This window comes from Methanosarcina sp. 1.H.A.2.2 (assembly GCF_000979975.1).
Taxonomy (GTDB): Archaea; Halobacteriota; Methanosarcinia; order Methanosarcinales; family Methanosarcinaceae; genus Methanosarcina.
On sequence record NZ_JJQL01000043.1, the window covers coordinates 1 to 17,932 of the forward strand.

The 17,932-nt window shown below is 45.7% G+C and carries 19 protein-coding genes; 14 read left to right on the plus strand and 5 right to left on the minus strand.

The genetic code is table 11. The features are described from left to right. Positions 1–186: 186 nt before the first annotated feature. Positions 187–414 (minus strand): DUF2892 domain-containing protein, encoded by a 228-nt coding sequence (locus tag EO93_RS06880; protein WP_048134883.1) that lies wholly within the window; start codon positions 412–414, stop codon positions 187–189. 217 nt (positions 415–631) lie between these two features. Here EO93_RS06880 and EO93_RS06885 point away from each other — a divergent pair, with 217 nt between their 5' ends. After that, positions 632–1,906: a YcaO-related McrA-glycine thioamidation protein gene (locus tag EO93_RS06885; protein WP_048161658.1), complete on the plus strand. Its 1,275-nt coding sequence runs from the start codon at positions 632–634 to the stop codon at positions 1,904–1,906. Continuing rightward, positions 1,903–2,562 (plus strand): TfuA-related McrA-glycine thioamidation protein, encoded by a 660-nt coding sequence (locus EO93_RS06890; protein ID WP_235284138.1) that lies wholly within the window; start codon positions 1,903–1,905, stop codon positions 2,560–2,562. Before EO93_RS06885 ends, EO93_RS06890 begins: the two co-directional genes overlap by 4 nt. Before the next feature lie 132 nt (positions 2,563–2,694). On the opposite strand, the gene EO93_RS06895 is transcribed toward EO93_RS06890, so the two are convergent. Both EO93_RS06895 and EO93_RS06900 read right to left on the minus strand, forming a co-directional pair. Further along, positions 2,695–2,952, minus strand: a complete 258-nt coding sequence (locus EO93_RS06895) for a hypothetical protein (RefSeq protein ID WP_048136935.1) — start codon at positions 2,950–2,952, stop codon at positions 2,695–2,697. Further along, a complete protein-coding gene (locus EO93_RS06900) occupies positions 2,949–3,914 on the minus strand; it encodes a hypothetical protein (RefSeq protein ID WP_235284139.1) in 966 nt (321 codons plus the stop codon). The genes EO93_RS06895 and EO93_RS06900 overlap by 4 nt, the downstream gene beginning before the upstream one ends. A gap of 151 nt (positions 3,915–4,065) precedes the next feature. Here EO93_RS06900 and EO93_RS06905 point away from each other — a divergent pair, with 151 nt between their 5' ends. The 4 genes from EO93_RS06905 (at position 4,066) to EO93_RS06920 (ending at position 6,160) form a co-directional block, all read left to right on the plus strand. Next, positions 4,066–4,518, plus strand: a complete 453-nt coding sequence (locus EO93_RS06905) for a universal stress protein (protein ID WP_048161663.1) — start codon at positions 4,066–4,068, stop codon at positions 4,516–4,518. Positions 4,519–4,655: 137 nt separating this feature from the next. Further along, a complete protein-coding gene (locus tag EO93_RS06910) occupies positions 4,656–5,117 on the plus strand; it encodes a universal stress protein (RefSeq protein WP_048161678.1) in 462 nt (153 codons plus the stop codon). A 34-nt stretch (positions 5,118–5,151) separates the two neighbouring features. Continuing rightward, complete coding sequence (locus EO93_RS06915; protein ID WP_048161665.1) at positions 5,152–5,589, plus strand: universal stress protein; 438 nt, start codon at positions 5,152–5,154, stop codon at positions 5,587–5,589. Then, positions 5,546–6,160 (plus strand): ferritin, encoded by a 615-nt coding sequence (locus EO93_RS06920; protein ID WP_235284140.1) that lies wholly within the window; start codon positions 5,546–5,548, stop codon positions 6,158–6,160. Before EO93_RS06915 ends, EO93_RS06920 begins: the two co-directional genes overlap by 44 nt. Before the next feature lie 260 nt (positions 6,161–6,420). Here the strand turns inward: EO93_RS06920 and EO93_RS06925 are convergent, their stop codons facing one another. Beyond that, positions 6,421–6,642, minus strand: a complete 222-nt coding sequence (locus tag EO93_RS06925) for a DUF5320 domain-containing protein (protein WP_048134875.1) — start codon at positions 6,640–6,642, stop codon at positions 6,421–6,423. A 152-nt stretch (positions 6,643–6,794) separates the two neighbouring features. On the opposite strand from EO93_RS06925, the gene EO93_RS06930 reads away from it, so the two are divergent. From EO93_RS06930 to pylD, 6 genes are all read left to right on the plus strand, one after another. Further along, on the plus strand, positions 6,795–7,535 hold the full coding sequence (locus EO93_RS06930; RefSeq protein ID WP_048161668.1) for a hypothetical protein: 741 nt from the start codon (positions 6,795–6,797) through the stop codon (positions 7,533–7,535). Between the two features lie 581 nt (positions 7,536–8,116). Continuing rightward, a complete protein-coding gene (gene pylS, locus EO93_RS18105; RefSeq protein WP_048161674.1) occupies positions 8,117–9,661 on the plus strand; it encodes a pyrrolysine--tRNA(Pyl) ligase in 1,545 nt (514 codons plus the stop codon). Then, positions 9,658–9,786, plus strand: a complete 129-nt coding sequence (locus EO93_RS18420; RefSeq protein ID WP_255350200.1) for a hypothetical protein — start codon at positions 9,658–9,660, stop codon at positions 9,784–9,786. The genes pylS and EO93_RS18420 overlap by 4 nt, the downstream gene beginning before the upstream one ends. A gap of 50 nt (positions 9,787–9,836) precedes the next feature. Next, positions 9,837–10,889: a methylornithine synthase PylB gene (pylB, locus tag EO93_RS06940; protein ID WP_048134872.1), complete on the plus strand. Its 1,053-nt coding sequence runs from the start codon at positions 9,837–9,839 to the stop codon at positions 10,887–10,889. A 1-nt stretch (position 10,890) separates the two neighbouring features. Further along, positions 10,891–11,982, plus strand: a complete 1,092-nt coding sequence (gene pylC, locus EO93_RS06945) for a 3-methylornithine--L-lysine ligase PylC (protein WP_048161675.1) — start codon at positions 10,891–10,893, stop codon at positions 11,980–11,982. Positions 11,983–12,024: 42 nt separating this feature from the next. Continuing rightward, a complete protein-coding gene (pylD, locus tag EO93_RS06950) occupies positions 12,025–12,804 on the plus strand; it encodes a 3-methylornithyl-N6-L-lysine dehydrogenase PylD (RefSeq protein WP_048161676.1) in 780 nt (259 codons plus the stop codon). A gap of 144 nt (positions 12,805–12,948) precedes the next feature. Here pylD and EO93_RS06955 read toward each other — a convergent pair whose 3' ends face one another. Further along, positions 12,949–14,574, minus strand: a complete 1,626-nt coding sequence (locus EO93_RS06955) for a methylamine methyltransferase corrinoid protein reductive activase (RefSeq protein ID WP_048161677.1) — start codon at positions 14,572–14,574, stop codon at positions 12,949–12,951. 601 nt (positions 14,575–15,175) lie between these two features. Here EO93_RS06955 and mtbA point away from each other — a divergent pair. Both mtbA and EO93_RS06965 read left to right on the plus strand, forming a co-directional pair. Further along, positions 15,176–16,195: a methylcobamide:CoM methyltransferase MtbA gene (mtbA, locus tag EO93_RS06960; RefSeq protein ID WP_048134868.1), complete on the plus strand. Its 1,020-nt coding sequence runs from the start codon at positions 15,176–15,178 to the stop codon at positions 16,193–16,195. 977 nt (positions 16,196–17,172) lie between these two features. Continuing rightward, a complete protein-coding gene (locus EO93_RS06965) occupies positions 17,173–17,826 on the plus strand; it encodes a methyltransferase cognate corrinoid protein (RefSeq protein ID WP_048134867.1) in 654 nt (217 codons plus the stop codon). Positions 17,827–17,932 lie beyond the last annotated feature (106 nt).

The window sequence follows — 17,932 nt, forward strand, 5'->3', positions numbered from 1 at the left end:
GAACGTAGGGGATGGGCTTGTGGACTTGCGAACAGTAGTTCGGGGGATGAAGCAAGAAGCCCCTTCCTCGCCATCAGGCAGGGAGGGGGTAGTTCACTTTTGAGCTGAAATATCTGCTGAAAAAGAAATCAGAGAATTAATTTCTCCGATGCACCGCTAATGAGGATAACCTCCTCAACTCTTTTTTTATTTTGTCTTTGCAGTATTGATCCCGAGAATAACATAGGGAGTGCAGTGCCTGATTATCGAAGTGAAAAGTCCCGTAAAAGCTATCAGGGCAACGATCCATTTCAAAGGAGAACTTTTTACGAGATTCAGTGCCAGAGCAGTAATTCCAAGTACACCGAGCAAGGTTCGGAGAATCAGATCAAAACCCCCTACATTTTCTTCCAGAAACAATTTTTTGAGATCCATCGGACAAAAACCCCTTATAAACCCTCTTACATACTTATAGATCCCTTCAATATATAGCGTTATTCTGTTTGTATTCTGTTTGTATTCTGTTCATATTCTGTTAATATTCATTTGTCAAAAAAGTCCTGCACAGGGGAAGCTGAAAATCCCTGCAAATAGTCCGTAAATTCCCAAAAAATCACAAAATATATAACAAGAGATGAGAAGGTTTCTAACTATGCCCGAGATAAAAATTGACAGGTCACTCTCATACCTCGAAGGCACACAGCGTGTGTATGATGAAGCCACGACCCTTGAAAACACCAAAGATCAGATAAAAAAGATAGGTGTCACCCGAATTGCAGATATTACAAACCTGGACAGGCTCGGAATTCCGATCTTCTCGGCAATCCGCCCCAGTGCCGCTCCGGGAGCGATAAGCATCTACTCAGGTAAGGGCTCAACCGAGCAAAGGGCCCGGATTTCGGCAATAATGGAGAGTTTTGAGCGCTGCCTGGCAGAAAGGCCCGGTATAAACGCAAACATTGGAGGCGGGATTTCTGCCCCGGCTCTTGTTGAATCTTACTTAAATGCCAAGGAAACCTGCAGCGTGCTTGACCCCAGTTCCCTGCTTCTGGCCCAGCCTTTTAACCCCAGCTCCCTTATAGAGTGGGTCGGAGCATATGATTTAATGAGCGGGGAAGAGGAATTCGTAAGCGCCAATGCGGTTTACCATCCCTACGATGCACCCGGGCAGTGCCAGAAACTTTTCCTGAGCAATACCAATGGGCTGGCTTCAGGAAACACCCTTGAGGAAGCTATCCTGCACGGGCTTCTTGAAGTTATAGAAAGAGATGCCATCAGCACAGCTCAGTTTTCCCGTGACCTCGGAAAGGAGATAGTGCTGACCGAAGAAGACGGGTACCTTTACGAGCTTGCCCAAAAATTCAAAGATGCCGGAGTCGAACTCAAGATCTGGCTTGTCCCGACTGACACCGGAATCCCGACAGTTATTGCAGCAACTGATGACGCAAAACTGAAAGATCCGGCTCTTCTGGTCATGGGAGCAGGCTCCCACCTTAAACCTGAGATCGCAGTTGCAAGAGCAATAACGGAAGCTGCACAGTCGAGGGTTGTCCAGATTCAGGGCGCAAGGGAAGACACGGACAGGGAGGGCTTTATCAGGAGCGTAGGTTATGACCGCATGAAGCGCCTGAACTGGTTCTGGTTCGAAGAAGGAGAAAAAATTTCCCTTTCCGAAGTGAAGGACCTCTCCGGAAAGAGCCCCTCAGAAAACATCGACGTAATACTTGAAAAGCTAAAGGGCCTTGTCGAAAAGGTGCTTGTCGTTGACCTCTCAAGAGAGGAAATTGCAGTACCTGTAGTCAGGGTAATCATTCCGGGCTTTGAACTTTTCACTATCGACCGTGACCGTAGAGGAAAAAGAATTACCGCCGGGAAGAAGAAAGAATTTTCCAGAAACAAAAACGAAAAGCCGTGGAAAAGAAGATGAAAGAAAGAGCAGTTATCTTTACCGGTAACAGCATAAGCCATGAGGATGCGAAAAAAATCCTCAGGGCAAACTACCAGCCCCCTGTACGCAGGTTCCAGCTTGAAAAATTTGTCCAGCAGGGGTATAAGGTCATGGGAATTATAGACGGGATTTTCTTTGACCGCGCTGCAGTAGGGCACAGAGAAATCATATCTGCCCTCAATGCAGGAGTAAAGGTTGTGGGTGGTGCCAGTATGGGAGCCCTGAGGGCTTCTGAACTGGACACACACGGCATGATAGGAGTTGGAAAGGTTTACGAGTGGTACAGGGACGGGGTTATCGAGTCTGACGACGAGGTGGCTGTAAGCACCAATCCTGATACGTTTGAACCCATCTCCGTCCCCCTGGTAAACATCCGGGAAACCCTTAAAGCCGCTCTCGCTACCGGGCTTATAAGTGAAAAAGAGCACGATGGCCTTCTGGAACTTGCAATCAATACTTACTACCCTGACCGAAGCTACCTCGGGCTTACAAAAGAAGGGGCAAAAAAAGGCCTGATACAGGAAGAAAAAAGGAAGAGCCTTCTTGATTTTTGCATTAACAGCGAAGTTGATTTAAAAAGGCAGGATGCGGTTCTTGTGCTTGAAACCGTAAAAAAGCTTATTGAAGAGGCCTGAGACTTAAGGTCTCCTCAAATCAACGGTTTCGGCTCTTCAAACCTTTTTTTTCAGAGATCTTCAATGGATCTCCTTTAATAATTCAGGGCTGTTTTCAGCTTTTCAGGCAAATTTCAGCTTTTCAGGTAAATTTCAGCGCTTTATTATGTACAGCCTGATGATGTACAGGCTGACGAGCAGGACAATAAAATTATACACAGCCGTGAAAATGGGGATATACTGATACTCGAACCAGATCTCGATTACCCGCGTTATGGAGGAATAGAGCTTGAAGGTTGCCACAAGCAGTAGCAGCATAGCAATCAAAAAAACTCCTTTCTTGAAGTTCTCCCCGAGGTCAGACCCTTTTACATCTTTTGTCTCTGAGTTGATCTCTTCTGTTTCACTCATCCAAACCGCCTCCTTAGAACTACTGCCGAACAGAGCAGGACTGCTGACAGAAACAGGCTGAATCCGGGAGTTGCTTCTTCTTCAGCGTATTCCTCTTCAGGGACCATTTCATTTTCATCGACAATTTCAAATTCGCTGGTCTGAATCTCCTTTGTTTTCGTGGAAGTCTTATCTTTAACCTCAACTTCCGGGTTGAGCTGGATATAATCTTCTCCGCGCCTGACAATAGTATCATTGTTCCAGATCAGCACTTCGACAACGTAGTTGTACTGGTCCGGCATGGTCAGGTTGACACTCCGGATAACTGTTGTTTCGGGTTTGATTTTCCCTGTCCGGATCCAGACCTTATCTGCAAGGAGCCCCGCGTCCATTTCCCGGACCTTGACAAGCATACGGAGATCCTGACTGGTTATCTTGCCCTCGTTTGTCAGATAGATATCGCTTTCAATGAGGACTTTTCGGTCTTCCACCTTCCTGACCCTGAAATCCATTTCGGAAATTTCAAGCCCTATGTCCTGCACGTCAGCAGGCAGAAAATCCAGGTTATAGACATTGATTTCTCCGCTGTTCTTCTGAGTATCCTCTTCGAAGAGAACTGAACGTATATTATATCCGCCGGTCTTAGGCAGGCTCAGGCTCTGGCTTACGGCTTTTGTTTCTCCTTTTTTCAGCTTTCCGAGCTTTACTTCCTCCTGTACTTCAAGCAGCCCGCTCTCCCTGCTGTAAACTTTCAGAAGAAGAGAGGCATTTTTCTCTGTATCCCCCTGATATTTTTCTACGTAGGTCGTGACATTGAGGTCTACAAAAGAAGTCCCTGCACGGTCTGCTGAGATGTCCATATCTTTGATGTTGTAATAGCTTTCCTCCTCAAAACTCCGGATGCAACCGCTTCCTGAGGCAAAAAGGAGGATAATGGACATCAAAATTAGCATTTGGGTTAGTTTAATTCCCTGTTTTCCCAAGGTATATCCTCCTCTTCATTAATTGTATTGAGAAGTATATGCTTTTTGTCTTTATGGGTAGCTATCCCTTTCCCTGAGAATTATTGGATGAAAATTATTAATATGAACGCACTTATATTCAGATAGGGGATAAAATATAGGGAGCTGGAGTATGGAGAGCAAACTTTATAGAAAAATTATGATTGCAACCGATGGCTCTGAAAGTGCCAGAAAAGCTGCAGATGCCACAATTGAGCTCGCTCGCCTGAGCGGAGCAAAAATTTATGCTGTCTGCGTTATAGACAGATCGATTTATTCTTCGGCTCCTGAAGATATGGAGTGGGAAGAGGCAATGTATGACCGGTTCAGGGAGCTTGGAGAAGAAGCCGTTTCTTACGTGGAAAAAGCTGCAAAAAATGCAGGCTTGCAGGTAGAACCCACCCTTCTCGAAGGGCATCCAGCAGAAGAAATTGTCAATTTTGCAGAAAAGAACGGAGTAGACCTGATCATCGTTGGCTCTCTTGGAAAAAGCGGAATAGAACGTTTCCTGATAGGCAGTGTGTCCGAAAAAGTCTTCAGGAACGCAAAAGGCCCGGTCCTGGTTGTCCGGGGACGGGATACATGAGAAGAGAAATTCCAGAAAGGAATTCCAGAGAGGAAAACAGAGAAGAAAATCGAAAGAAAAAAGGACGGTCTGATGTCCATAGACCAGAAAGCAAAGTTAAAGCATTGAGGAAATGAGTTAAATTGGGAGGAAAGGGGATGAAAAGCGATTTTTACAAAAAAATCCTGATAGCAACTGACGGCTCGGAAAACGGGGCGCAGGCAGTAAGTGCCGGGATGGAAATTACAAGGTTGAGCCAGGGAAAAGCGTATGCCCTGTATGTTATTGATAATACCTGCTATCCAGCCGGAAAATGGGACCCTAAATTGAAAACTGCAATGGAAGAACAGTTTAAGACTTTCGGGCTCGAAATGACCGCTGCAGTGGAGGAGGCTGCAGAAGCAGCAGGCGTTGATGTGGAATTTGCAATCATGGAAGGGCATCCGGCTGAAAAAATCCTTAATTTTGCCGAAAAGCAGGGCGTTGATATGATTATCGTGGGCTCGCTCGGGAAAACAGATGCTGAGCGCTTCCTGCTCGGGAGCGTCTCCGAAAAAGTCGTCAGGAACGCAAAAGTCCCGGTGCTTGTAGTACACGGGAAGGGACAGGGAAAAACCTGAGCCCACAATAAGGGAACTACACAGGGGGAGGCTTATGAAACGAAAACCCTACAGGAAAATTCTGCTTGCAACCGACGGCTCGGAAAACGCAAAAAGTGCAGCCTGCTCAGGGCTTGAAATTGCAAGGAATACCGGAGCTGAGATCTATGCCGTATATGTAGCCGGCATTTCCTGCTGTTCTCCTATTATGCCCGAAAGTTATGACTGGGAGATAGGAAAAGAAGGGAGTGAAGCTGTTGCTGAAATAGAGGAAATGGGAAGAGAAAACGGCGTTACGGTGAATTCGGTCCTGCTGCAGGGTAACCCTGCTCAGGAAATTCTGAATTTTGCGGAAAAGAATGACATTGATATGATTGTGATGGGGACACAGGGAAAAGCCGGAATTGAACGGTTCCTGCTTGGAGGAGTTACGGAAAAGGTCGTAAGGCATGCAAAAGCCGAGGTGCTGGTCGTGCGTGCGCCCTGCCCCTGAAAAGGATGACAGGCAAAACATAACACCGAATAGGATTCAAAGTGAGGGGAAAATAGTGCTGAACGAAAAGATGGAAGAAGCGCTGAATGAACAGATTAACAGGGAACTGTACTCGTCTTACCTTTACCTTGCTATGTCGGCATACAGCTCCTCCATTGGACTTCCCGGATTTGCCCACTGGTTCAAGGTCCAGGTCCGGGAAGAGACCATCCATGGGATGAAACTCTTTGATTACATCAACAAGCAAGAAGGAAGAGTGAGGTTAAAGGAAATCAAGGAGCCGCCTATGGAATTCGGGACACCGATGGAAATGTTCCAGAAGACCCTGCAGCACGAACAGTTCGTTACCCACTCAATCAACGACCTGGTGGACCTTGCCCGTTCGGAAAAAGATGAAACAACAGTTTCTTTCCTGCAGTGGTATGTCAAAGAGCAGGTCGAAGAGGAAGAAAACGACAACGAGATTATTGATAAATTGAAAAATGCCGGTGAAAACAAAGATGCTTTGTCGGCACTTGATGCTGAACTGGCAAAGAGACACCCTCCCAAAGAGGAGGAAGAAAGTATCTGAGAGCAAAAAATCTGAGTGAGAGCAAAAATCTGGGCAAAAGTCCCGGAAATATTTTGATTTTCAAAAAAGAACTTCAGGTTAATGTAATTTGAGAGGCTACGGGATGTTATTTCCGCAGCTCTTCTTTGATAAGAAACCATATTGTTTGAGGCGGGCTGTTTGAGAGATAATACCTGTAATTTTGAGAGATAATACCTGTAATGCTGCCTGTACTTAGTTTTGGGGATCTAATATTCAAAAGGGATCCCCATTTTTCCAGATCATTTTCTGTTCATAGGGTTCCCACACCGTCCACATTCCACTTCAGTGCAGGGTACTCCCGGCGTGTGAGGAATTTCAAGCCCGCACTGTGGGCAGATACACATACCTCCGGGACCGCCCGAAGCTTTTGCACTCCTGCCCCTGCACCGTTCTTTACCTTCATTACTTCTGCCTATCCCCGGACCCTTACCTGCAGGACCGGTACCGTCTCCACCTGGCATTTGTAAGTTTCTCCTCCGTAAATTGACTTTCTATTAGACTTTCTATTCAAAAGCTGCATATGGATTTATATATATGTATCAACCTCCGAGAGGCAATTACCTGAAAGCAGGCTAAAACGGTCCCGATCAGGTTTTCGGTCAGGTTTTAATATATGGAGTCTGAAAAGCACCCAGAAATGTCAAGCAGCATGGAATTCGAAATCGTGAAAAAGGGCTTCGAATGGCTCTCAGCCCAGCAAATTCAGTCCGTAAAGGAACTTGCAAGTACAGTATCGGCTCATGCTTTATGGGGACTCCCGAACCCCTATATTACCCGTCTAATCCGTAAAAAAGAAGGTGACTGCTGGAACTCCTCAATAAGAGATACGGCAAGGGCCTGTTCAGCCCTCTCTGCGGAAGGAATTATATTCAGGGCACCGGAAAAGTGGCTGCGTTCCATGGAAAAAGGAGGCTCATGGAACGAAGACGTCTATGATACTGCCTATAGTCTTGGGACCCTTGCTGAGATGGAAATTTCTGACAGGGAAGGATGTAACTGGTTATATGAAAACTACGGTCCTACCTGGGAGCAGGTTGGTACTACTTCCCTTATAATCACAGCCCTCAAAAAACAGGAAAACCTGACAGGAAACAGGGATTTTGAGGTTTTTATCCGGGAAAGGGCTGAGTGGGTCCTTTCAAAAAAAGGACAGGACGGAGGCTGGGAGCATATTTCCACAAGCAATCTGGCAATCCAGGCTCTCCTCCTTGCAGGTTTCAAAAAAGAAGTTGGAGATTCTATTGAATGGCTCCTTGGAAAAGCCCGTGAAAGCGGAGCCTGGGGAAACAAAGAAGACGACATAAACGCAACTGCCCTGGCTCTGAGCACACTAGGACTATACGAACGGTCCTGAACAGGAAAACTTGATTTATTTCTTTGTTCATTTTCCTTTTTATTCTGAGGTTTTATCAGTCTCTTTCATCCTGATTATTATATCGGACTTCTTCTCTTTTCAGTCTTTTATAGGACCTGCTTACTGGAAGCTGTTTTCCAAAAACTATAAATTAGAGCTCGGATCTTGGCAGGTTATCACCAATAAACATATATATTAAATAATATTATTTTATCATATCAATTAAGATTGCTATAGAGAAAAAAAACAACATATCAAATTTGTATTCTATTTTGTCAAGGAGGAAACCTGATCATGTAGATCGAATGGACTCTAAATCCGTTCAGCCGGGTTAGATTCCCGGGGTTTCCGCCACGTTTCTGAATCCCGGAATGGCACTTGCATAACATTCCACTGAAATTTTTTATAGAATCAGGAAACGCTTTCCAGAGTCTATAAACTATTCTATTGCCTGGGATTATCGATCTCTTTTCCGGGTAGCTGTCAGCAATTGCTGGCTCCACGCTTATATTTTGTAAGCCGGGATTCTGAATACTGTTCTTGGAAATTATCCGGGTTTTAGTTCACCGAGGGGTAACACTATGGATAAAAAACCACTAAACACTCTGATATCTGCTACAGGGCTCTGGATGTCCAGAACCGGAAGGATTCACAAAATCAGGCATCATGAGGTCTCAAAAAGGAAAATCTACATCGAAATGGAATGTGGAGAACGGCTTGTTGTGAACAATTCCCGGAGCTGCAGGACAGCACGGGCCCTAAGACACCATAAGTACAGGAAGACCTGCAAAAACTGCAGGGTTTCGGATGAGGACATAAGCAAGTTCCTCACAAGACCAAGCGAAGACAAAAGCAACGTAAAAGTCACGGTGATTTCTGCTCCTAAAGTAAGAAAAGTAATGCCAAAATCAGTTGCTAGAGCCCCAAAACCACTTGAGAATATGGCCTCGGAACAGGCTCTGCCTTCTGAGCCTCAACCTGCACCAGTTACACCAGTTTCTGCACCAGCTATACCAGTTTCTGCACCAGTTACACCAGTTTCTGCACCAGTTACACCAGTTTTTGCACCAGTTACACCAGTTTCTGCACCAGTTACACCAGTTTCTGCACCAACACCAATTTCTGCACCAGTTACACCAGTTTCTGCACCAACACCAGTTTCTGCACCAACACCAGTTTCTGAACCAGCTATACCAGTTTCTGAACCAACACCGGCTTCCGCATCAACAACAATCTCCGCTTCGGCAATATCTGCACCTACATCAGCACAGGGAATGGAAAGCTCAACTATGTCTCCGGCTACTCCTGTTCCGGCAAGTGCTCCTGCGTATACAAAGAGCCAGATTAACAGGCTTGAAGGTCTGTTAAGCCCGAAGGATGAGATTTCCCTGGACTCTGAAACACCTTTCAGGAAGCTTGAGTCCGAACTGCTGTCCCGGAGAAGAAAAGACCTGCAGCAGATCTATGCCGAAGAAAGGGAACATTACCTGGGAAAACTCGAACGCGAGATTACGAAATTCTTCGTGGACAGGGGTTTTCTGGAGATCAAATCCCCGATTCTGATACCTTCAGAGTATATTGAAAGGATGGGCATTAACAATGACACGGAGCTTTCAAAGCAGGTCTTCAGGGTTGATAAAAACTTCTGTTTAAGGCCAATGCTTGCCCCGAATCTCTACAACTACCTGCGCAAGCTTGATAGAACCCTACCTGACCCGATCAAAATCTTTGAGATAGGGCCCTGTTACAGGAAAGAGTCTGACGGCAAAGAACACCTGGAAGAGTTTACCATGCTGAACTTCTGCCAGATGGGGTCAGGCTGCACGCGCGAAAACCTTGAATCCATAATTAAAGATTTCCTGGACTACCTGGGGATCGACTTCGAGATTGTAGGAGACTCCTGTATGGTCTATGGCGATACCCTTGATGTCATGCACGGTGACATGGAACTCTCCTCAGCAGTTGTCGGACCCGTACCCATGGACCGGGACTGGGGAATTAACAAGCCCTGGATAGGTGCAGGTTTCGGACTTGAACGCCTGCTGAAGGTTATGCACGATTTCAAGAACATTAAAAGAGCTTCAAGGTCCGAATCATACTACAACGGGATTTCCACCAACCTGTGACCGGGAATCCCATAAAAATCACAAATAAAGACCCGGAGAACGTCGGGGAAGATATCAGAGCGGCAAATAGAGACTCAAAACGGGAAAAAGATCTTAAAATGGCAAACTGGCCCGAAAGGACCTGAAATGAAAAAGATCTGAAAGAATATCCGTAAATCTATGAGAGGGTGAAATATTGATCCAAAAAATGGCAACCAACGAACTTGACAGTTTCGGGGAGAAAATTATTGAAGGCTTTCACTTATCTGACGATGACCTGAGGGCTCTTCTCTCTCTTGAATCCGAAGAAGAGCTGGAAAAGCTTTACTATGTGGCTCGAAAGGTCAGAAACTATTATTTCGGCAACAGGGTGTTTCTTAACTGCTTTATCTATTTCTCCACTTACTGTAAGAACCAGTGCGCTTTTTGTTACTATAACTGTAAAAACGAAATCAACCGTTATCGCCTGACCAGAGAGGAAATCAAAGAGACCTGCAAAACCTTAAAAGGTGCAGGTTTCCACATGATTGACCTTACCATGGGAGAAGACCCGTATTACTATGATGAGCCAGACCGCTTCGTGGAACTTGTCAGGATAGTTAAGGAGGAACTTGGTCTACCAATAATGATTTCTCCAGGAGTAATGGACAACTTAACCCTTCTCAAAGCCAGGGAAGAAGGAGCAAACTTCTTTGCCCTTTACCAGGAAACCTATGACCGCGAACTCTACGAAAAACTCCGGGTAGGGCAGTCATTCGAAGGACGGTTTAACGCTCGCCGCTTTGCAAAAGAACAGGGGTACTGTGTAGAAGACGGGATTCTCACGGGTGTTGGAAACGATGTTGAGTCGACAATAAAGTCCCTAAGGGGAATGAAAGCAAACGATCCCGATATGGTCAGAGTTATGACATTCCTGCCCCAGGAAGGGACTCCGCTTGAAGATTTCAAAGAGAACTCAAACCTTTCGGAACTAAAAATAATTGCAATTCTGAGGCTTTTGTTCCCGAAATGCCTGATACCGGCTTCCCTTGACCTGGAAGGTATCGATGGCATGGTTCACCGCTTAAACGCGGGGGCAAACATTGTTACCTCCATCCTTCCCTCAGATTCAAGGTTAGAAGGTGTTGCCAACTATGACCGCGACCTTGAAGAACGGGACAGAGACATAAAAAGCGTAATCAAACGGCTTGCAACTATGGGGATGGAACCTGCCCTTCAGGCTGATTTCGAGAAAGTCCTGGGGTACTAGAATGAAAACGATCTGTCTTGTAGGGGGAAAGCTCCAGGGCTTTGAAGCTGCGTACCTCTCTAAGAAAGCCGGAATGAAAGTAGTTGTGATAGATAAAAACCCACAGGCCCTTATAAGGAATTACGCTGATGAGTTCCACTGTTTTAACGTAATAAATGAACCGGAAAAACTCTTCGAGATCTCAAAAAGTGTTGACGCCATATTACCGGTAAATGAAAACCTTGAATGTATAGAGTTCCTGAGTTCCATAAAAGAGAAATTCTCCTGCCCGGTACTCTTTGATTTTGAGGCTTACTGGATCAGCAGGGATAAGAAAAAATCAAAAGACTACTTTGCGTCCATAGGAGTCCCGACCCCCCAGGACAAACCATCGGAGCCGCCTTATTTTGTAAAACCTCCCTGTGAAAGCAGCAGTGTGGGAGCCAGGATCATCTATGATAAAGAGGAGCTTGGAGAGCTTGAGCCAGGCATGCTGATCGAAGAGTATGTGGAAGGGGAAGTGGTGTCCCTTGAAGTTATAGGAGACGGAAACCATTTTGCCGTTGTAAAGGAAACCCTGATCCATATTGACGGGACCTATGACTGTCATATGGTAACCCCTCTTCCTGCTGACCCTTCCTTCAGGGAGATATCCTATTCCCTTGCAGCAAACCTGTCCTTAAAAGGGATTATGGATGTGGAAGCAATCTCCGGCCCCCGGGGGCTGAAAGTAATCGAAATAGATGCCCGATTCCCGAGCCAGACCCCAACTGCGGTTTATTATTCTTCAGGGGTTAACCTCATAGAACTCCTGTTCCACGCCTTTGTAGAGGGCGTGGAAGAGATCAAAACCCTTCCTGAAGACAGATACTGCATTTACGAACATCTCATGCTTGCAGAAAATGGAGCCTTTGTCCCTGTGGGAGAACAGGTACTTTCCATGGGCAGTGATTACGGAAAATATTATGAAGAGCCTGGCATTGAGATTTTCCTGTGCAAAGGAGAGGACCCTGTATTCACCCTGGTCTTCTGGGGCAAGGATAAGGAAGAAGCCGAAACAAAAAAGAGAACAGGGCTTTTGATACTGAGAGACCGCTTCGGAGCGGCTGTGTAAAAAGAGAAGAGTTTTTCAAAAACAGAAAAGGGAGATATAAAAATGGCACTTTTAACCCCAGAAGACCTGGAGAACATTAAAAGACAGCTCCAGGAAGCTGATTCTGCTGTCAGGAGAGTTACAGGGCTTGACATAAAAGGAGTCTGTAAAGCCCTCTACGGCACAACCTCGGGTTTTGAAACCGTAGGTATTGTGCCCGTGACCTCCGGAAATGGGATCATAGGAAATTTCTCGGCATCTCTGCATGCAATTGTGGAGTATTTCGGATTTGACAGTTTTGTCACGGAACTGCCCGACGTAAGCGGCTACTATGAGGCGGTGCAAAACGGCGCAGAGATTATCCTGATGGCAGATGACCACACCTTCCTTGCCCATAACCTTACAAACGGAAAAATCGCAAACAATCAGCCCTGCACAGGCATGATTTATGCGGAGATTGCGTCCCTTTACACGAAAGCGGATTCAAGAGACGTGCTTGTTGTGGGCCTGGGAAAAGTCGGTTTTCCGGGAGCTGCACACCTTGTGCATAAAGGGTTCAATGTTTACGGATACGACGCTGACAAAAACCTTCTTAATAAAGCTATCTCCAAACTTGGGATTACTTCCTTCGACCCCGAAACTCCAAGAAAGTTCTCCATTATTTTCGAAGCTACCCCCTGTGCGGATACAATTCCCGAAGCCGTGCTTTCGGAGAAATGCATAATTTCTACCCCGGGAATTCCCTGTGCGATTTCGGCGGAACTTCAACAGAAATATGATGTGGAACTTGTAATGGAACCTCTCGGGATAGGAACGGCATCTATGCTGTATTCTATCCTGTAAAAAAGTTAAAGGAAAAAAGTGGGAAAATAAATCCCACGAATCTTATTTTGCTCCCGAATTGCGAGTCGGGAGCCCGCAGTCCTTTTCGCTACGCTCAAGAGGACTAAAGGTAAAGGAAAAAAGTGGGAAAATAAATCCCACAACTTATTTTGCTCCGGTGATGCGGAGTTTGGTGATGTCGATTGCATCTTCGGGGCAGACGCTGACACAGCGGCGACAGCTTGTGCCAAGGCATTTCTGGCTGTCGTATTTTGCGATTCTTCTGCCGTCGGTTTCGACGATTTCTAGGGCGTCTTCAGGGCATTCTTTTACGCATTTCTTGCAGTAGATGCACTTCTCTACAGGGACTTCGAGGATTATGCCTATTTCTTTGAGGATGGCGAGCCCGCCGACTCCTACCTGCTCTATATCCTTACTGACCCGCTTTTCGATGTCAGCGTGTTCCAGGGTTTTCGGGAGTTTGGGCAGACCGTAGAGTTCAAGCATCTGGTCATACATTTCGAGGGGCATACCCTGGGTCCAGTAGGAGAGTTCGCAGAGATAGAAGTTATTGAAGGTCTCGCTGGTTGCCATCATGAGATGGTCGGCAGTAATCTTTTTTGCAATCTCGATAACATCATCCAGCCTGGACCTGTTCAGTACAAGTTCCCTTGCAAGGGCAAGTGAGGTGTTTCCGAACTGCACGATTTTTTTGGCATAACCCGGTGCGGCTCCGAGCCTGCGGGCAGCTTCAGCGTCTACATAAGCTCCGGAAGCCCCTGACATGTATGCATACTCAAGGTCTTCATACTTTATTCCGGACTCTACGATAAGGGTCATGTGAGCTGCACGGATCGCCCCTATGGCTTTCCCGGCTTCTTCCACGTCCTTTTCAGTGATTTCAATTCCAGGGCCAAGAATCAGCTTCCCGTTGGGTAGTTTAGGAGATTTTGTAATCAGCCCGCTTCTCATGGCCAGGGAAAAAGCCGAGATGACGCCGGTACCTGTGATGCCCACGGCCTCAACCCCATAGGACTCCTTAATCTCACCAGTGACCGGACTGATAAGGTAAGCATCCTGCTTTTCCATCTCCTTATCAAGGACTATAATTTTCCAGTACTCACCCTCGGGTTTCACGTCACAGATTGCCCCAGGGCTTGCAAGCATTCCGGAACTTATACCCTGCCCTTCAATGGCAGGGCCTGCGGCAGCGCTTGCCGTGATAATCCTGTCCCCGACCTTCAGGGCCATTTCGGCGTTTGTCCCGTAATCGGTAACCAATGCAGGTTCGGTCTGGATAAGGAAATCAGTTTCCAGCATCATGGCAAGGGCGTCGGCTCCGATCTCATGCCTGATTGCGGGGGGCACGATGACTTCACAGTTAGGCAGGTCCGTATCCCCGAAAAGCTCGGAGGCGGGAAACACGCGGGCATCTCTCTTTACATCCTGGACTCCGAGCATTTTCTGCTTGTTTTCCCCTGCGTATGCCAGGTCCCTGATTTCTATGTTCTGGAAAAGGGAAAGCTGGATAGGGTTGCCGCAAACTGCAAGTCTTTCTACTTTCGAAAGGTCTGCATCGAATTTCAGGAACATTCTCCTGATGGTTTCGATAATTACTCCATGAGCCACATCTTCACCTGTTGTGATTGCAAAATCCAGGTGGTCCATGACATTTCCTCCGGGGAGAGGATGACCCATGGTTATGACTGTTTTTAAGGTTTCATTCGTTTCAAGATCAATAAGCTGGGCTCTAAAACCGCTGGTACCCAGGTCAAGTGCTATTCCGTACATTTTGTAGATCCTCCTGAATTATGCATCATCTTGAGGCATCCGGCACCATGGAATGCCCCGTTAAAGAATGGGATATAAAGATTAGCTTCTTTTAATTCGATAAAGGGAAGAGAATACAATATTTTTATAACTTATTCAATATATAAGCTATTGCTATCCCGAATTGCGCCTCACCTGAATTGCGCCTCGGGATTTCAGGAAATCGGAGATTTTCTGGGAGTTGCACTGCAAGTGCAACAGTACGCGGTCCTTTTCGCTTTCGCTCAAGTGGACTAATCAAAAAGATACTGGTACAGCCTTTCCGTGCTTTACTTGGTTCACCTTTTAGTTTGAGATTGGTGAAGGAATTTTAAACCTGGCTCTACTTTAGAGAAGTTAACCTTAATTAAATCCACGAGCCTCTATTATACATTAAAGTTTCCCCAAGGACAGAGAAATAAAACAAATTTAGTTGTTTTGAGGGAATTTTCATCTAGTAATGACGTTTTAATTGATAACTTTTTATAATATAATATTTAATTAAGAGATAATAATACATATTTATATATAGTAGGCTTTTTGATAATTAGCGCTGTCTATATAACTTAGAGAGGGATTATAGATGACAGAATACACACCAAAAGAAAGATTATACCGTGCATTAAGGAAACAGCCAGTGGACAGAATGCCCGCAGTTTGTTTCACCCAGACCGCAACTGTCGAACAGATGGAAGCCTGCGGAGCCTTCTGGCCCGAAGCCCATGCAGATGCAACAAAAATGGCAACCCTTGCAGAAGCAGGACACACAGTAGTTGGTTTTGAAGCCGTGAGAGTCCCCTTCGACATCACAGCCGAAGCAGAACTTTTTGGCTGCGGAATAAAGGCTGGCGACCTGAAGCAGCAGCCGTCTGTGATCAAACACGTTGTCAAGAACCTGGAAGACATGGACAAGCTCAGGGACTACAACCTGAATGAAGGCAGAATTGGACAGGTACTCGAAGCCGTCAAGATCCTTTCCGAAAAATACGGAAAAGAACTTCCGATTATCGGCTCTATGATCGGCCCCTTCTCCCTTGCCCAGCACCTCAATGGAGACGCCTGGTTCGGAAACCTTTTCACCGGAGAAGAAGTTGTTCCCGCACTCCTTGATTTCTGCTCGGACTTCAACATAGCATACGCAAAAGCTATGGCTGAAAACGGAATGGACACCCTGGCCATCATCGACCCCACAGCAAGCTACGAACTCATCGGCGGGGAATTCTACGAAAAGTATGCCCTCCCCTACCAGAAGAAGATCGTTGATGCAATGAAGGAACTCGACATAGCTACAGTCCTCCACATCTGCGGAAACACCACCAATGGTCTTTCGATCATGGAAAAGACCGGTGTGGAAGGTATCAGTGTTGACCAGAGGGTTGACATCGCAACCGCAAAAGGTAATGTGGAAAACGCACTCATCGTCGGAAACCTCGACCCGGTAGCCGTACTCTGGAACGGAACCCTTGAGGACATCGCAGCAGCATCAAAGAAGGTACTCGATGCAGGAGTCGGACTACTCTCCCCAGGATGCGGGATTGTAAGCATGACCCCTACTGCCAACCTCCAGAAAATGGTTGAGTGTGCCAAAAACCACAAGTACTGAGTACAAGTACGGGACTTAAGTACTGAACTTGAGTACCGGACTAAAAATAAAAATAAGAAATAGAAATGCCGGCTCCAAAGCCGGCTTCACTTTTTTAGCTTCACTTTATTACAATTTACCTGTATTCGACCTGAAAAAAGGTTGCATTTTGCGTATTCAGCCCTCGAATTCTCAGGAAGATTGCTCCAATTCTGCTCCAGTTCACACGTGCTGGGCCAGAGTTAGTATTTAAGGTTTTCTTTTGAAACAATATGTCACTTAAATGTATTTGAAAGCCAGAGACCCCATTATTGAAGCGAATCTGGAGGTTAACAAATACGTACTATATATAATTTTCTATTTTTAGTCCCGTTGTAAGCATTTCAGGAAAGAAAAGGGACGAAAAGTACAAATTTTGGGCGCTACAATCTGAAAAATCCTCACTTAAAATTTTCTATCATGATATATAATAAAGAAATATAGTGTTTATTTATATACTATAATTTCCATCTTTTATTCTAGGAAATTGTACCTGAATTCTCAGGACAATTCCATGCAGTTCCAGCAGGTATACTGTTGGGAAATTTGGGATATGAGTTGCTAATTCGACTGGGAAATAAGCAAATTTGCAGTCTCCAGCAAATAAATTCCCCGGTAACAATGTCAGGAGAAAAGAAATTATTCACGAAGAGTCTGGACTTTATTCAGGCAAGAAATGGCAAATGACAGTGAATAATTTTGATTTTAGACAATAAGGAAAATACCGCAAAGGAATCACCTCACGCCTGATGGCTCAAATATAAGGCGTAAGGGATTTGCAATATCAATGAGAACCCCATGCAAACGCCTATTTTGGTTAGCGTAGCTTGGGCTCATGACTTAGCATAAACACGTGTTTAAGTATATAAAGCTTTGCGATAAGATCAGTTGTCTACGAGGCATTGTACCCCCCAACGATACCGCACAGAACAGCGAGTTCAATGGAGGTTTAAACAAAAATGGCAAACCAAGAGATTTTTGATAAGTTACGCGATGCGATCGTAAATCAGAACATCGCAGGCACTGCACAGTTATCTAAGGATGCCCTGGCTGCAGGAATCCCAGCCATTGATATTATTACAAAGGGCCTTTCCGTTGGAATGAAGATCATCGGAGAAAAGTTTGAAGCCGCCGAGATTTTCCTGCCCCAGATTATGATGTCTGCAAAAGCAATGAATAATGCAATGGAAGTTCTTACTCCTGAACTCGAAAAGACCAGGAAAGAAGGAGAAGAAACAGGACTTGCTATCACCTTTGTTGCAGAAGGAGATATCCACGACATCGGACACCGCCTTGTCACCACCATGCTCGGAGCAAACGGGTTTGAGATCCTTGACCTCGGAACCGATGTCCTTAATGAAACCGTTGTGGAAGAGGCTGCAAAGCACAAGGGCAAAAAGGTTATCCTTGTAGGCTCGGCCCTTATGACCACCTCGATGCTCGGCCAGAAAGACCTCATGGACAGACTCAAGGAAGAAAACCTCAGGGACAGCGTAAAGTGCATGTTCGGAGGAGCACCAGTATCCAAGAAATGGATCGAGGAAATCGGTGCGGACGCAACCGCAGAAAACGCTGCAGAAGCTGCAAAAGTTGCACTTGATGTAATGAAATAATCCTGAGGAGGCCGAAGAACATGACATTCAGAAAATCATTTGATTGCTACGAATTTTACGACAGGGCAAAAGTAGGGGAAAAGTGCACCCAGGACGACTGGGACCT

What these genes read in the sequence shown, in the direction of transcription:
- EO93_RS06880 (WP_048134883.1), bottom strand. Translation starts at nt 414, where the DNA reads ATGGATCTCAAAAAATTGTTTCTGGAAGAAAATGTAGGGGGTTTTGAT.
- EO93_RS06885 (WP_048161658.1), top strand. Translation starts at nt 632, where the DNA reads ATGCCCGAGATAAAAATTGACAGGTCACTCTCATACCTCGAAGGCACA.
- EO93_RS06890 (WP_235284138.1), top strand. Translation starts at nt 1,903, where the DNA reads ATGAAAGAAAGAGCAGTTATCTTTACCGGTAACAGCATAAGCCATGAG.
- EO93_RS06895 (WP_048136935.1), bottom strand. Translation starts at nt 2,952, where the DNA reads ATGAGTGAAACAGAAGAGATCAACTCAGAGACAAAAGATGTAAAAGGG.
- EO93_RS06905 (WP_048161663.1), top strand. Translation starts at nt 4,066, where the DNA reads ATGGAGAGCAAACTTTATAGAAAAATTATGATTGCAACCGATGGCTCT.
- EO93_RS06910 (WP_048161678.1), top strand. Translation starts at nt 4,656, where the DNA reads ATGAAAAGCGATTTTTACAAAAAAATCCTGATAGCAACTGACGGCTCG.
- EO93_RS06915 (WP_048161665.1), top strand. Translation starts at nt 5,152, where the DNA reads ATGAAACGAAAACCCTACAGGAAAATTCTGCTTGCAACCGACGGCTCG.
- EO93_RS06920 (WP_235284140.1), top strand. Translation starts at nt 5,546, where the DNA reads ATGCAAAAGCCGAGGTGCTGGTCGTGCGTGCGCCCTGCCCCTGAAAAG.
- EO93_RS06925 (WP_048134875.1), bottom strand. Translation starts at nt 6,642, where the DNA reads ATGCCAGGTGGAGACGGTACCGGTCCTGCAGGTAAGGGTCCGGGGATA.
- EO93_RS06930 (WP_048161668.1), top strand. Translation starts at nt 6,795, where the DNA reads ATGGAGTCTGAAAAGCACCCAGAAATGTCAAGCAGCATGGAATTCGAA.
- pylS (WP_048161674.1), top strand. Translation starts at nt 8,117, where the DNA reads ATGGATAAAAAACCACTAAACACTCTGATATCTGCTACAGGGCTCTGG.
- pylC (WP_048161675.1), top strand. Translation starts at nt 10,891, where the DNA reads ATGAAAACGATCTGTCTTGTAGGGGGAAAGCTCCAGGGCTTTGAAGCT.
- pylD (WP_048161676.1), top strand. Translation starts at nt 12,025, where the DNA reads ATGGCACTTTTAACCCCAGAAGACCTGGAGAACATTAAAAGACAGCTC.
- EO93_RS06955 (WP_048161677.1), bottom strand. Translation starts at nt 14,574, where the DNA reads ATGTACGGAATAGCACTTGACCTGGGTACCAGCGGTTTTAGAGCCCAG.
- mtbA (WP_048134868.1), top strand. Translation starts at nt 15,176, where the DNA reads ATGACAGAATACACACCAAAAGAAAGATTATACCGTGCATTAAGGAAA.
- EO93_RS06965 (WP_048134867.1), top strand. Translation starts at nt 17,173, where the DNA reads ATGGCAAACCAAGAGATTTTTGATAAGTTACGCGATGCGATCGTAAAT.